The 13,742-nt window shown below is 67.6% G+C and carries 12 protein-coding genes; 5 read left to right on the top strand and 7 right to left on the bottom strand.

All coding sequences use genetic code 11. The annotated features are described in order from the left end of the window. The first annotated feature begins 66 nt into the window (after positions 1-66). The 4 genes from ACW17W_RS04230 to ACW17W_RS04245 all read left to right on the top strand — a co-directional run bounded on the left by ACW17W_RS04230 (position 67) and on the right by ACW17W_RS04245 (position 4,447). Positions 67-1,002 carry a DnaJ C-terminal domain-containing protein gene (locus ACW17W_RS04230; protein WP_492079495.1) on the top strand — a complete coding sequence of 312 codons (936 nt, stop codon included), beginning with the start codon at positions 67-69 and terminating at the stop codon, positions 1,000-1,002. A 16-nt stretch (positions 1,003-1,018) separates the two neighbouring features. Next, positions 1,019-2,176 carry a phosphoserine transaminase gene (locus ACW17W_RS04235; protein ID WP_492080253.1) on the top strand — a complete coding sequence of 386 codons (1,158 nt, stop codon included), beginning with the start codon at positions 1,019-1,021 and terminating at the stop codon, positions 2,174-2,176. A gap of 72 nt (positions 2,177-2,248) precedes the next feature. Beyond that, on the top strand, positions 2,249-3,544 hold the full coding sequence (locus tag ACW17W_RS04240) for an adenylosuccinate synthase (protein WP_492079496.1): 1,296 nt from the start codon (positions 2,249-2,251) through the stop codon (positions 3,542-3,544). 156 nt (positions 3,545-3,700) lie between these two features. Next, positions 3,701-4,447, top strand: coding sequence for a response regulator (locus ACW17W_RS04245; RefSeq protein WP_492079497.1), 747 nt, complete (start codon positions 3,701-3,703; stop codon positions 4,445-4,447). 49 nt (positions 4,448-4,496) lie between these two features. On the opposite strand, the gene rpoH is transcribed toward ACW17W_RS04245, so the two are convergent. The 7 genes from rpoH to ACW17W_RS04280 form a co-directional block, all read right to left on the bottom strand. Next, positions 4,497-5,384: an RNA polymerase sigma factor RpoH gene (gene rpoH / locus ACW17W_RS04250; RefSeq protein ID WP_492079498.1), complete on the bottom strand. Its 888-nt coding sequence runs from the start codon at positions 5,382-5,384 to the stop codon at positions 4,497-4,499. Positions 5,385-5,635: 251 nt separating this feature from the next. Continuing rightward, entirely contained in the window at positions 5,636-6,646 is a 1,011-nt protein-coding gene (locus ACW17W_RS04255; RefSeq protein ID WP_492079499.1) for an RluA family pseudouridine synthase, read from the bottom strand. A gap of 57 nt (positions 6,647-6,703) precedes the next feature. Then, positions 6,704-7,774 carry a class II fructose-bisphosphate aldolase gene (gene fba, locus ACW17W_RS04260; protein ID WP_492079500.1) on the bottom strand — a complete coding sequence of 357 codons (1,071 nt, stop codon included), beginning with the start codon at positions 7,772-7,774 and terminating at the stop codon, positions 6,704-6,706. Between the two features lie 355 nt (positions 7,775-8,129). Next, positions 8,130-9,326: a phosphoglycerate kinase gene (locus tag ACW17W_RS04265; RefSeq protein ID WP_492079501.1), complete on the bottom strand. Its 1,197-nt coding sequence runs from the start codon at positions 9,324-9,326 to the stop codon at positions 8,130-8,132. A 189-nt stretch (positions 9,327-9,515) separates the two neighbouring features. Then, positions 9,516-10,523: a type I glyceraldehyde-3-phosphate dehydrogenase gene (gene gap, locus ACW17W_RS04270; RefSeq protein WP_492079502.1), complete on the bottom strand. Its 1,008-nt coding sequence runs from the start codon at positions 10,521-10,523 to the stop codon at positions 9,516-9,518. Between the two features lie 124 nt (positions 10,524-10,647). After that, positions 10,648-12,183 (bottom strand): ATP-binding protein, encoded by a 1,536-nt coding sequence (locus ACW17W_RS04275; RefSeq protein WP_492079503.1) that lies wholly within the window; start codon positions 12,181-12,183, stop codon positions 10,648-10,650. A gap of 41 nt (positions 12,184-12,224) precedes the next feature. Further along, positions 12,225-12,935: a response regulator gene (locus tag ACW17W_RS04280; protein WP_492079504.1), complete on the bottom strand. Its 711-nt coding sequence runs from the start codon at positions 12,933-12,935 to the stop codon at positions 12,225-12,227. A gap of 127 nt (positions 12,936-13,062) precedes the next feature. Between ACW17W_RS04280 and ACW17W_RS04285 the strand changes: the two genes are divergently transcribed. Continuing rightward, entirely contained in the window at positions 13,063-13,689 is a 627-nt protein-coding gene (locus ACW17W_RS04285) for an EF-hand domain-containing protein (RefSeq protein WP_492079505.1), read from the top strand. Positions 13,690-13,742: the final 53 nt, after the last annotated feature.

The raw sequence follows: 13,742 nt of genomic DNA on the forward strand, positions 1-13,742 counted from the left end.
GAAGTTCCGGGTCCGGATGCGAAAGCCTCCGGACCGGGCGCGCCCTGAAGCGGAGCAGGATCTGACGTGGCGGGCGATCCCTATAAGGAACTGGGCGTTTCCAAGGGCGCGAGCGCGGACGAGATCAAGAAAGCCTTCCGCAAACTGGCCAAGGATCTGCACCCCGACACCAACCCGGGCAATGCTGCGGCCGAAGAACGGTTCAAGCGGGTGACCGCCGCCTTTGACGTGCTGGGCGACGTCGAAAAGCGCGCCAAATACGATTCCGGCCAGATCGACGCCGATGGGCGCGAGCAGTATGCGGGCTTCAATCCGGGGGGATCCGCCGGCGGGTTCAGCGGCTTTGATTTCACCCGGGGCGCCGCGCGCGGCGCCGGTGGACCAGGAGGGCGGGCCAGTTTCGACGACATTGATCTGGACGAACTGTTCGGTCGGTTTGGCGGCGGAGGCGCACGCTCCGGCGCGGGCCGGTCCCCATTCAGCGGCGGCAAGGGCGCGGACGTGCGGGCCGCGCTGGAAATCAGCCTGGAAGACGCCATCAGCGGGGCGACGCGGCGGATCCAGTTCTCGGACGGACGCACACTGGATGTGACCATTCCCAAGGGTGCGGCGGACGGTCAGACGATCCGGCTGAAAGGACAGGGATCGCCCGGCCGGACAGAGGCGGGCGACGCGCTGATCGAGCTGAAGCTGGGCGCCCATCCGATCTTCAGGGTCGACGGAGCCGACCTGACCATGGACCTGCCGATTTCGGTGCCGGACGCCGTCCTCGGCGGCAAGGTGCAGGCGCCGACGCCGGACGGGGCGGTGTCGGTGACCATTCCGGCCGGGTCGAACTCGGGCCAGACCCTGAGGTTGAAGGGGCGTGGCGCCTATTCCGGCGGACGGCGCGGGGATCTCAAGGCCCGGCTCGTGGTCACCCTGCCCGATACGGTCGACGACCAGCTGAAGGCCGTGGCCGAGACCTGGCGCGCCAAACGGCCCTACCGGCCCGGGCGATAGGCGGCGAACGATGAGCATGATTGAGAAACCGGCCGTGAAGCCTGAGCGCCCCTGGTTTTCGGCCGGCCCGACGGCAAAGCGGCCGGGGTATTCTCTGGCCGATCTGCCGACCGACCTGCTGGGGCGGGGTATTCGCGCGCCTGAGGTCGTGGAGCGCTTCGCCCATGCCCTGGATCTGACCCGGGCCCTGCTTGAGGTTCCCGACAATTTCCAGATGCTCTACACGCCCGGCTCCCAGACGGGGGCCATCGAGGCGGCCCTGTGGTGCATGCTGGGCGAGCGGCCCGTCCAGGTCATGGCGTTCGAGAATTTCGGCAAACAGTGGCAGACGGCGGTGCAGGACCGGCTGAAGCTGGATCCTGAAATTCTGTCGGCGGCCTGGGGCGATCTGCCCGACCTGACGCGGGTCGATCCGAAAAAGGACCTGGTGTTTCCGTGGAACGGCACGACGGCCGGGGTGCGCGTGCCGAACGCCGATTTCATTTCGGATGACCGGGAAGGGATCGTGATCTGCGACGCGACCTCTGCGGCCTTCTCGATGCCGCTGGACTGGTCGAAGCTGGACGTGGTGGCCTTCTCCTTCCAGAAGGCGCTGGGCGGCGAGGCGGGGATCGGGGTGATGTGCCTGTCGCCGCGCGCCGTGGCCCGTCTGGACGGATTCACACCGGACCGGGCGATCCCGAAGGTGCTGAAGATCACAGACGACAAGGGTTTCGACCGGGCGCTGGCCAGGGGCGTGGTGATCAATACCTTTTCGGTCCTGACCATCGAAGACTGGATCGACGCTGTGACGTGGGGCGCGCGCGTGGGCGGGCTGGACGCCCTGATCGCGAGGACGGACGCCAATTTCGCCGTCCTGGCCGACTGGGTTGAGCGGACCCCGTGGATCGACTTTCTGGCCGCAACGCCGGAGACGCGCTCCACAACCTCGGTGTGTCTGAAGTTCATCGATCCGCGCGTGGCGGGGCTGGACGAAGCGGGGCGATACGACTTCGTCGTCCGGCTCAAGGCGCTGCTGGAGGCTGAGGGCGCTGCGTTCGACGTGGAATCCTATCGCCGGGCGCCGGCAGGGCTCAGGTTATGGTGCGGGGCGACGGTGGAGACGGCTGATGTCGAGGCGGTGACGCCGTGGCTGGACTGGGCGTTCGAGACGGCGGTGTCCGAGCTCGCATAAATCGGCGCAACAGGACGACACCGGATGATTCCCCGTCTATAGGCTGCGCCCGCAATATGCGGAGAGACGATCTTGGCGAACGTAGCGGTGGTCGGCGCCCAGTGGGGCGACGAGGGCAAGGGCAAGATTGTCGACTGGCTGTCAAACCGGGCGGATATGGTCGTGCGGTTCCAGGGCGGCCATAACGCCGGCCACACCCTGGTCGTGGACGGCAAGGTCTACAAGCTCGCCCTCCTGCCGAGCGGCGTGGTGCAGGGCAAGCCCTCGATCATCGGCAATGGCGTGGTGGTTGATCCCTGGCATCTGATCGGAGAGATCGAGAAGATCGAGGCCCAGGGCGTGAACATCACGCCCGAGGTATTGATCGTGGCCGACAACGCCTGTCTGATCCTTCCCATCCATCCGGCGCTGGACGTGGCGCGCGAGGCGGCGGCGAGCGCGCCGGGCGCCCGCATCGGGACCACGGGTCGGGGCATCGGTCCGGCCTATGAAGACAAGGTCGGGCGTCGAGCGATCCGCGTCTGCGACCTGGCCAATGAAGACGACCTGAAGGTCAAGATCGACCGTCTGCGGGCGCACCATGATCCGCTGCGAGCGGGTCTGGGGCTTGAGCCGATCGACCCGGACGCCCTGCTGGCGCAGCTGCTGGAGGTCGCGCCGCGCATACTGCCCTATGTCCAGCCGGCCTGGCGGGTGCTGGATCAGGCCAAGCGCGATGGCAAGCGGGTTCTGTTCGAGGGGGCCCAGGGCGCGTTTCTGGACGTGGACCATGGCACCTATCCCTATGTGACCTCCTCCAACACCGTGGCCGGGCAGGCGGCGGCGGGGTCGGGCATGGGGCCCAAGGGGCCGGGCTATGTGCTGGGCATCGTGAAAGCCTATACCACCCGCGTGGGTGAAGGCCCGTTCGCCTGCGAGCTGTTCGATGAAATCGGCGAGCATCTGGCGACCGTCGGCCGCGAGGTCGGGGTCAATACCGGCCGGGCGCGGCGCTGCGGCTGGTTTGACGCCGTGCTGGTGCGCCAGTCGGTGGCGATCAATGGCATCGACGGCATCGCCCTGACCAAGCTGGATGTTCTGGACGGCCTGAAGACGTTGAAGATCTGTGTCGGCTACCAGATCGGCGACCGCGTTTTCGACTATCTGCCGTCCAGCCTGAAGGACCAGGCGGCGGCGCGGCCGATCTTCGAGGAGATGGAGGGCTGGAGCGAGAGCACGGTTTCGGCCCGCAGCTTCCGCGATCTGAACGCCAACGCCATCAAATATGTGCGGCGGATCGAGGAGTTGACCGGGGCGCCGGTGGCCCTGCTGTCCACCAGCCCGGAACGGGACGACACCATCATGGTCCGGGATCCGTTTCTCGGCTAGGGCCGGCGGAAAGGCGCCGGAAATGAGGGCCGGCGCCCGGCGCTTAGCCCGACTTTAACTCCCGATGTGACAGGGTGGAGCCTCAAACGGGGGCCCCAATTGTTCGCAGCAGACGCCAAAACGCTTCAGCGGATCGCTCCGACCGTTCATCGGGTCGTGATCGCAGATCCGAACACAGCGTCAGCCAAGCTGCTTGGCGACCTGCTGAAGGGCGTCGGCGCGCGCGAGGTGGTAATCGAGGGCGATGGAAACCGCGCCTACCAGGCGGTCCACGACGTCGAGCCCGGTCTGGTCTTCACCGAAAGGGCGGGCGCCAGCCTGAACGGCGAGGCTTTGGCCCGCCGGATCCGCAAGTCCACCCTGGCCTGCCGCAGAGTGCCGATCATCATGGTGACGGCCGAGGCTACGGCCAGCAGCATCATCGGCGCCCGCGACGTTGGCATCCATGAATTTCTGCGCAAGCCCTTTACCTCGGCCGATCTGTTTCGTCGGGTGGAAAACGTCGCCCTGAAGCCGCGCAACTGGATTGAAGGCGTTGCCTATATCGGACCGGACCGGCGTCGGTTCAACTCGGGCGAGTACAGCGGGCCCAAGAAGCGCAAACAGGATCAGTCGCCCGACGGGCCGGCCGAAATCAAGGATCAGGCGCTGAGGATTCTGGCCTCGGCCCTGGCCCAGTTCGACAACGATCCGCCGCAAGCGGTCCGATCTGCAATCCGTCAGGCCGAGACGCTGAAGGCGCTGGGCGGCAGGACCTCAAATGCCGAGATGGCGGCGGCCGCCACACGGCTTCTGAACTGCCTATCGCTGGAGAGGGTCACGCGCCACCTGTTGGTGGAGCCCGTCAACGCCCTGCTGGCTATGGCCGATCCCGTGACCGAACCCCTCGCGCGCGCCAGCTGACCCGGCGCGAACACGCGTCGCCGTTTCGGTCCGGCAAGCGGCCCCAGTCTCAGGCGTCAACCAGGTTGCGCTCTTCCGCAGCGGCCCGCATGGCCTTCTGGAGCTTTTCGAAGGCCCGGACCTCGATCTGACGCACCCGCTCGCGCGACACGCCATACTGGCCGGCCAATTCCTCAAGAGTGACCGGATCGTCCTTGAGTCGGCGCTCGGTCAGGATGTGTTTCTCGCGATCCGTCAGCTCCGCCATGGCCTCCTGGAGCAGGCCCATGCGCAGCGACTTCTCCTCGTCGTCGGCCAGGCGGGTTTCCTGTGAGACGGCCGTGTCATCCGACAGCCAGTCCTGCCATTCGCTCTCTCCGTCAACGCGCATCGGCGCGTTCAGCGAGGCGTCGCCGCCGAGGCGGCGGTTCATATTGGTGACCTCCTCCTCGGACACGCCCAGCTTGGTGGCGATGGCCGAGAGGTGTTCGGGGTGCAGATCGCCTTCCTCAAAGGCCGAGATCTGGCTCTTGGCCTTTCGGAGGTTGAAGAACAGCTTCTTCTGGGCGGCGGTGGTGCCCATCTTCACGAGCGACCAGCTGCGCAGGATGTACTCCTGGATCGAGGCGCGAATCCACCACATGGCGTAGGTGGCCAGACGGAAGCCCTTGTCCGGGTCGAATTTCTTGACCGCCTGCATCAGGCCGACATTGCCTTCGGAGATCACTTCCCCGATCGGCAGGCCGTAGCCGCGATAGCCCATGGCGATCTTGGCCACGAGGCGAAGGTGCGAGGTGACGAGCCGATGCGCCGCTTCCGGATCTTCATGCTCGGACCAACGCTTGGCCAGCATGAATTCCTCATCCTTGGTCAGCATCGGAAACTTGCGGATTTCCGTCAGATAACGCGACAGCCCCTGTTCAGGCGACATTACCGCAAGCGTATTGTTGGCAGCCATATGGTCCCTCCGACCGATCATACGAGCGGGCGCTTCGGCGGCGGCCACCGAATGTGCGCCGTCGCCTGTCCCCTCAACCGAACAAGTAGCCATGAGTTGCCGACTTTTTTAGGGACGGCGGGTCGCACGAAAGCGTGACCGTGCCCTCGGCGCCACTTGCACCGGCCGGCAGGCGTATGCCACATGGTCAGTCCTGTTTCAAGACTTACTCGTCCGGAGCGCCTGTTTGTCGCACCACGCTCCTGATGGCCTCAGAGCTCGGCAAGGAGGACTTCGAGCGCCTGCATGTCGGGGGGCAGGGCGGTTTCGAAGCGCAGGGGCTCGCGGGTGACGGGGTGGACGAAACCGAGCACCGAGGCGTGAAGGGCCTGACGCGTCAGTCCGGCCTGGACAAGGGCGGCGCGCACTGAGGCCGACGGGCTGCCCGAGCCATAGACCGCGTCGCCGAGGATTGGTGACCCCCTGGACGCCATGTGCACGCGGATCTGGTGAGTGCGGCCAGTCTCCAGCGTACAGGCGACGCGGGCGGCCAATGGCGCGGCGCCGGCCTTTGCGGGCGTGCCGAAGACGCGCTGGACCACATAGTCGGTGACGGCTTCACGCCCGCCGGCCTTCAGCACCGCCATCTTCTTGCGGTCGGACGAGGATCGGCCGATGCGCGTCTCGATCCGGCCCCGCTCGGGCGCCGGCGACCCCCGCGTCAAGGCGATATAGGTGCGCTCGATGTCGTGGGTCGCGAACAGGGCCGAGAGGCCGGCATGGGCGCGGTCGGTCTTGGCGGCGACCATGACGCCGGAGGTGTCCTTGTCCAGCCGGTGGACGATGCCGGGGCGGGCCACCCCGCCGATGCCCGACAGGCTGTCGCCGCAGTGGGCCAGAAGCGCATTGACCAGGGTGCCGTCGGGCGTGCCCGGGGCCGGGTGGGCGGCCATGCCGGCGGCCTTGTCGATCACGATCAACTCCGCGTCCTCATAGAGAACGGTCAGGGGGATGGCCTGCGGCAGGGGCGTGGCGGAGACGACCGGCGGCACGGCGATCCCGTAGCCGCCGATCAGGGCTCTCGATTTCGACGTGACCGGCTGGCCATCGCGCGTGACCGCCCCGGCCTCGATCAGGGCCTGGATGCGGGCGCGCGAGAGGGCCGGCGCGACCTCGGCCAGCGCCTTGTCAAGCCGCATGCCGACAAGGCCCGCTGACACGCAAACGACGAGGCGGTCGCCCGCCTCGTCGTCCGTATCCTCGATGTCCGGCTCGTCGCTCATGCGCCAGACCTAGGGCGTTTGTCGGCCAAGCGACAGGGGCGTGTCGGGTGATCCGGATCAGGCCTGGCCGAAATGCGGATTCAGTTCGCCCGAGGCATAGCGTCTGGCCATCTGGGCGGTGGAGAGGGGACGGATCTTCGATGCCTGGCCTTCGCAGCCGAACTGCTGATAGCGTTCCTGGCACAACTTCCGCATGGCCTCCTTGGCGGGCTTCAGATAGGCGCGGGGATCGAACTCCCGGGGGTTCTCCATCAGGGCCTTACGGATGGCGCCGGTGATGGCCATGCGGTTGTCCGTGTCGATATTGACCTTGCGCACGCCGTGCTTGATGCCGCGCAGGATTTCCTCGACCGGCACGCCCCAGGTCTGGGGCATTTCGCCGCCGTACTGGTTGATGATGTCCTGCAGGTCCTGAGGCACCGAGGACGAGCCGTGCATGACCAGATGGGTGTCCGGCAGGCGGCGGTGGATTTCCTCAATGACGTTCATGGCCAGAACCTCGCCATCCGGCTTCTTCGAGAATTTGTAGGCGCCGTGCGAGGTGCCCATGGCGATAGCCAGGGCGTCGACCCGGGTGGCCCGCACAAAATCGACGGCCTGATCGGGATCGGTCAGCAGCTGCGAGTGGTCCAGCTTGCCTTCGAAGCCGTGGCCATCCTCGGCCTCGCCCATGCCGGTTTCCAGGCTGCCCAGCACGCCCAGTTCGCCCTCGACGGAGACGCCGCAGGCGTGGGCCATTTCGGTGACGCGGCGGGTGACCTCGACATTGTATTCATAGCTGGCCGGGGTCTTGGCGTCCTCCTCCAGCGACCCGTCCATCATCACCGAGGTGAAGCCGTACTGGATGGCGGTGGCGCAGGTGGCCGGGCCGTTGCCGTGGTCCTGGTGCATGCAGACCGGGATATGCGGATACAGTTCGGCCAGGGCGTCGATCAGCTTGGCCAGGACGATGTCATTGGCGTAGTTCCGCGCGCCGCGCGAGGCCTGGATGATCACCGGCGCATTGACGGCCTCGGCCGCCTCCATGATCGCCAGACCCTGTTCCATATTGTTGATATTGTAGGCGGGCAGTCCGTAGTCGTTCTCTGCCGCGTGATCGAGCAACTGTCGCAGCGTGATGCGCGCCATGTGTAGTCCCCTGAACCGATTGTCTTTTGCGGATGGCTTTAGACGAGCGGCCGGTCAAAGTCACGTCATGTTACAGGCTTGATGTCACAGCCGGCGTCAGAAACGGATGGGCGCGCAGCGGCGTCAGCGCGGCGACACGGTTCGTGTGATTCCCCAATCCAAGGCCGTCCAATGCAGCGCTTCCTCGTGATTTTTGCCCTGTCCGCGCTCGGCGCCTGTTCGTCGATCGACCTTGGCGACACGGACGATCTGTGTCGTCGGTCCGACCGTTGCGCCCCGCGTTGCGGCAGCGTCGCCACTGGCGCCTCTTCCGACTGCTCGAACGTCGAAAACGGCGGGCGGACGCGAGGCTAGATCAGGCTTTCAAGGCCTCGACCCCCGGCAGGGGCTTGCCCTCCATCCACTCCAGGAAGGCGCCGCCGGCGGTGGAGACAAAGGTCATGTCCTCGACCACGCCGGCATGGTTCAGGGCCGAGACCGTGTCGCCGCCGCCGCCGACCGCGACCAGCACCCCGGCCCTGGCGAGGGCGGCGGCATGATGCGCCACGGCGACGGTGGCCGCGTCGAACGGCGGCACCTCGAACACGCCGAGGGGGCCGTTCCAGATCAGGGTCTTCGACGCCGTAAGGGCCTCCAGCAGACGGGCGACCGTGGCCGGCCCGGCGTCAAGGATCTTGTCGTCGGCCGACAGGGGCTGACCCGCCACGACGGAACGAGAGGCGGCGCCGGGCTTGACCTCGGTGGCGACGACGAAGTCGACCGGCAGGAGGATTTCGCAGCCTTTCGCCCCGGCCTCGGCGAGGATCTCCTGCGCCGTGTCGGCCATGTCCCGCTCGGCCAGGGAGCCGCCGATGTCGACCCCTTGGGCGAACAGGAAGGTGTTGGCCATGCCGCCGCCGATGGCGAGCCGGTCGAGCTGGCCGACGAGGTTCTTCAGCAGGTCCAGCTTGGTCGAGACCTTGGCCCCGCCGACGATGCCGATGACCGGCTTCTGCGGATGGCCCAGGGCCGCATCCAGGGCCTCCAGCTCACGTCGCATCGATTCCCCGGCATAGGCGGGAAGATGATGGGCCACCCCTTCGGTTGAGGCATGGGCGCGGTGGGCGGCCGAGAAGGCGTCATTGACATAGAGGTCGCCGAGATCGGCCAGTTTCCGGGCGAAGACCGGGTCGTTGGCCTCCTCCCCGGCGTGGAAGCGGACGTTTTCCAGCAGGACCACGCCGCCGGCATCCAGGTCGGCGATGGCGGCCTTGGCCTCGTCACCGATGCAGTCGTCGGCGAAACGGACGGGGGCGCCCAGCAGATGTTCGAGGTCATCGACGACGGGCTTCAGGCTCATCGACGGCACGACCTTGCCCTTTGGCCGGTCGAAGTGGGCCAGCAGGGCGACCTTTGCGCCGGCGTCGCGCAGCTTGTTGATGGTCGGGATGGCGACGCGGAGACGGGTGTCGTCGGTGACCTTTCCGTCCTCCATCGGCACATTGAAGTCCACGCGCACGAGGGCGGTCTTTCCCGCGAGAGGGCCGGCGTCGTCGAGGGTGCGGAAGGTCATCTGTATCTCCGGTGCCCTCTCCCATAGGGAGAGGGCTTGAGGTTCGGAGAGCGAGAGCGATCCGCAAACCGAAAGGGTGAGGGGTTACGGTGCGAGCCGGTGAGAGGGAAACCCCTCACCCTTTCGCGCAACCGATCGCTTCGCTCTCGGGCGCTCAAGCCCTCTCCCCACGGGAGAGGGAACAAGCCTCTACATCAGTTTCGCCATCACCATCGCCGTGTCGCTCATCCGCGTGGCGAAGCCCCATTCGTTGTCGTACCAGGTCAGGACGCGGGCCAGTTTCCCGTCAACGACCTGGGTCTGGGGCAGGGCGGCGGTGGACGAGGCGGCGATGTGGTTGAGGTCGTGCGACACCAGCGGCTCGGTGGTCACAGCCAGCACGCCCTTCATCGGGCCGTCGGCGGCGGCCTGCAGCGCGACGTTGATTTCCTCGACGGTGACTTCGCGACCGGCGACAACCTTCAGGTCCACGACCGAGACGTTGGGGGTCGGGACGCGGATCGAGGAGCCGTCCAGCTTGCCCTTCAGTGCCGGCAGAACCAGTCCCAGGGCCTTGGCGGCGCCGGTCGAGGTCGGGATCATCGACAGGCCGGCGGCGCGGGCGCGGTACAGATCCTTGTGCATCGTATCCAGCGTCGGCTGGTCGCCGGTGTAGGAGTGGATGGTGGTCATATAGCCGCGCTCGATGCCGAACAGGTCGTGCAGGACCTTGGCGACGGGGGCCAGGGCGTTGGTCGTGCAACTGCCGTTGGAGACGATGATGTCGTCGGCGGTCAGGGTCTCGTGGTTGACCTTGTAGACGATGGTCTTGTCGGCGTTGTCGGCGGGGGCCGAGACCAGCACGCGTTTTGCGCCGGCCTTCAGGTGGGCGCTCGCCTTGTCCTTCGAGGTGAAGATGCCCGTGCATTCGAAGGCGATGTCGACCTTCAGCTCTGCGTGGGGCAGGTTGGCCGGGTCGCGCTCGGCCGTGACCTTGATCTTGCCCGTGCCGACGTCGATCCAGTCCTCGCCCGTCGTCACCGTGCCGGGGAAGCGGCCGTGCACCGAGTCATAACGGAACAGGTGGGCGTTGGTCTCCACCGGGCCCAGGTCGTTGATCGCCACCACCTCGATATCCGTGCGGCCGTGCTCGACGATCGAACGAAGGACAAGGCGGCCGATACGGCCGAAACCATTGATGGCGACGCGAACGGTCATGGGCGGGCTCTCCTGAAACAGCGTGTTCTCGTTGCGCGTCTCAATGGAACGCCGCCGCCTCCGGATCAACCCCGACGTTGTAACAACGGGTGATCGACTGTGTCACCCGCAGCGACCGTCACTCTTAACCCCGACGGGCCAGCGGCAGGCCCAGCCGGGCGCGCAGGCCGCCCTCGGGCCGGTTGGACAGCACGACATCACCGCCCGAGGCGCGGGCCGCCTGTCGGGCCACGGCCAGACCCAGACCCGCGCCGCCCGTCTCGCGATTGCGGGACTGCTCGCCGCGCACGAAGGGCTCCAGCACGGCCTCGAGCTCCGTCCCGGCCAGACCCGGCCCGTCGTCCTCGACCGTGACCGTCGCCAGTCCGTCGACGATGCCGGTGGAGACCCGGGCGGCGCCGCCGAACTTCACCGCATTCTCGATCAGATTGGCCACGGCCCGCTTCAGGGCCGCCGGATCGCCGACGACGTCCAGCCGTACCCGTCCCTTGAAGCTGACAGGTTCGCCGGTCTCGGCAAACCCGGCGGCGCAGGCCTGGGTCAGGGCCGTCAGGTCCAGAGCATCCAGCCTTTCGGGCGGCCGTTCCCCGCGCACATAGGCCATGGCCTGACTGATCAGGGCGTCCATCTCCTCGATGTCGTCCGCCATCCGGTCGCGCAGGGCCGCAGGGGCCTGTTCGGCCCGGAATCGCAGGCGCGTCAGGGGGGTGCGCAGGTCATGGGCGATGGCGGCTACCGTCTGGGTGCGCTTGCGGATATGGCCCCGGATCGCGTCCTGCATTTCGTTGAAGGCGCTGATGGCCGTGCGCACTTCGGAGGGGCCGCGCGCGGGCAGGGGATCCGCCTCGGGGTCGGCGCCCAGCCGCTTTGCTGCATCGGCAAAGGCCCGGATCGGCCGGGTGATCCGCTGCGCCAGAAGCCAGACGATCGGCGCCAGGATCAGCATCGACAGCAGCATCGACACCAGGATGCCCATCTGCCACGGCGCGATCAGGTCGCGCGGCGGCTCCACCGTCGCCCAGTCGCCGTTGGCGAGACGAAGCGAGGCGGAAAAGGGGTCGAAGGTCACCCGGTCGGCCAGCAGGGTGAACTGGCGTGTCGTCGTTTCCGTCAGCAGGGCGCTGCCCCCATCCGTTGAACCGGTATCGGCCACGACGATGCGCGGCGGGCCGTTCGGCGGGGCGCGGCCCTCCAGCCGCCATTCGGCCGCGCGCCCTCCATCATCGCGCCTCCGGATCACGACGAAATCGGCCCGGCCGGTCGCAGACGGTCCGGCCGGATCCCGGACGCCGCCCTCCATGCCCGGGGGCGGTCCCCGCCGACTCCGGCGGAAACCGGGCGGGCGTCGCCGGTCGATGCGGACGCGCACTGCGCCGGGATCGACCCCCAGCCTCTGCGCCAGCCCCGTCCTGAGGGCGATAGCCAGCGGATCCGTCTGTTGCCCCGCCGGAACGCCGACCGGCGTATCGGCAACGCGGCGAACCAGCGGGCGGCCGTCGCTGGTCTCGGCCGGCCGGCCTTGCAGGGCCTCGGCCGCAGCCCTCAGACTGTAGCCTGCGGGCCGGGGCTCGGGCGCCAGAAGCACCACCAGGAAGGTCACAGCCAGGGTCATCACCACCGCCAGGGCGGCGAGCGCCGCGACCGACGCGAGGACCGGCATGGACGACAGACCTCCGGGGCGATCCGCTGAGCCGGAGGCGCTCACCGGCGCGTGACCTTTGCGTCGAACATATAGCCCTCGCCGCGCACCGTCTGGATCATCTCCAGTCCCGACCCGTCGTCCAGCTTCTTTCTGAGGCGGCTGATCTGTACGTCCATGGCGCGGTCGAAGACATCGGCGTCCGAGCCGCGGGCCGCTTCCAGCAACTGGTCGCGGGTCAGGATGCGTCCGGCGCGTTCGGCCAGGGCGCGCAACAGGCCGAACTCTCCGCTCGACAACCCGACCTGCACGCCGTCCGGCCGCGTCAGTTCCCGCCGGACGAGATCCAGTCGCCAGCCCGCGAACGTCAGGGTCGGGGATGAACTGTTCTGCCCCTCCTCGCGCGGGCGTCGCAACACGGCGCGCACCCGCGCCAGCAGTTCTCGCGGATTACAGGGCTTGGCCAGATAGTCGTCGGCGCCGAGTTCAAGGCCGACGATCCGGTCGGTATCCTCGCCCATGGCGCTCAGCATGACGATCGGCGGCCCGGTCCGGCCGAGACGACGCACGACCGACAGTCCGTCCTCTCCGGGCATCATCAGGTCCAGCACGATCAGATCGATGCTCGCCGCCGCCAGCGCGCGATCCATCTCGGCGGCCGAGGCCGCGCCGGCGGCTTGATAGCCATGCTGTCCGAGGTAGTCGCACAGCACCTCGCGAATGCCGGGATCATCGTCGACGACCAGAATGCGGGCGGAGATATCGAGGGTCATGATCGCCCTATGGCGCAAGCGCGCGTCGCCGTCATTTCAGGCCTGAAACAATCGCGGGGTCGCATGAAACACCGGTGCAAGGCCCGTATGGAAAGAGGGCGACGACAAACAACCCGGAGGACAATGCATGATCGTCGCCCTTACCCTCGCCGCCGTCCTGTCCGGACAGGCCACGCCGTCTGCCGCACCCTCGTCGTCGCAGGTCCGGCGCGACGTGCGGATCGTCCAGTTCGGCGGTCCCCGGGGCGGATCGGCCGACGGCCCTCCTGTCGGTCCGCCCCGCCTCGACAGGGACGGCGACGGCTTCATATCCCGCGAGGAGTATGTCGGTCCGAGCCAGGAGGCCTTTCGCATTCTGGACAGGGACGGCGATGGCCGCATCTCGACGGATGAGCTGGATGAGGGCCGCAGGACGGCGCGGCTGATCCTTGGAGGACCCGGCGGGCCAGGCTTCATGGCCGGTCATGGCCCGGGCGGTCCTGGCGGGGTTATGAACTTCGCCCTTCGTCGCCCCGGCGGCGAAGGCGGACCGCCGGCCATTCTGGCCCTTGGCGCCGGACCGGAGGGAGACGGTCCCGGCGACCTCGACACGGACGGGGACGGCAAGGTCTCGCAGGAGGAATTCACGGCGCCGCTGCGTGACGCCTTCCGTCGCATGGACAAGGACGGATCCGGCGCTCTCGAGGCCGGCGAACATGGCCCGGGCGCCGATGTTCACGTCTTCACCCGCCGGGTGGAGCGCGACCGCGACTGATCCGGACCGCGCTTCAGGGAGGCTGGGGCTGGAGTGCGGCCGCCACTCCGCTA

Source organism: Brevundimonas sp. FV1ye29L, assembly GCF_058681095.1.

Excerpts from the sequence above, each read along its gene's own strand:
- ACW17W_RS04235 (WP_492080253.1), top strand. The coding sequence starts at position 1,019 with ATGATTGAGAAACCGGCCGTGAAGCCTGAGCGCCCCTGGTTTTCGGCC.
- rpoH (WP_492079498.1), bottom strand. The coding sequence starts at position 5,384 with ATGGCTGCCAACAATACGCTTGCGGTAATGTCGCCTGAACAGGGGCTG.
- ACW17W_RS04255 (WP_492079499.1), bottom strand. The coding sequence starts at position 6,646 with ATGAGCGACGAGCCGGACATCGAGGATACGGACGACGAGGCGGGCGAC.
- fba (WP_492079500.1), bottom strand. The coding sequence starts at position 7,774 with ATGGCGCGCATCACGCTGCGACAGTTGCTCGATCACGCGGCAGAGAAC.
- ACW17W_RS04265 (WP_492079501.1), bottom strand. The coding sequence starts at position 9,326 with ATGACCTTCCGCACCCTCGACGACGCCGGCCCTCTCGCGGGAAAGACC.
- gap (WP_492079502.1), bottom strand. The coding sequence starts at position 10,523 with ATGACCGTTCGCGTCGCCATCAATGGTTTCGGCCGTATCGGCCGCCTT.
- ACW17W_RS04275 (WP_492079503.1), bottom strand. The coding sequence starts at position 12,183 with ATGCCGGTCCTCGCGTCGGTCGCGGCGCTCGCCGCCCTGGCGGTGGTG.
- ACW17W_RS04280 (WP_492079504.1), bottom strand. The coding sequence starts at position 12,935 with ATGACCCTCGATATCTCCGCCCGCATTCTGGTCGTCGACGATGATCCC.
- ACW17W_RS04285 (WP_492079505.1), top strand. The coding sequence starts at position 13,063 with ATGATCGTCGCCCTTACCCTCGCCGCCGTCCTGTCCGGACAGGCCACG.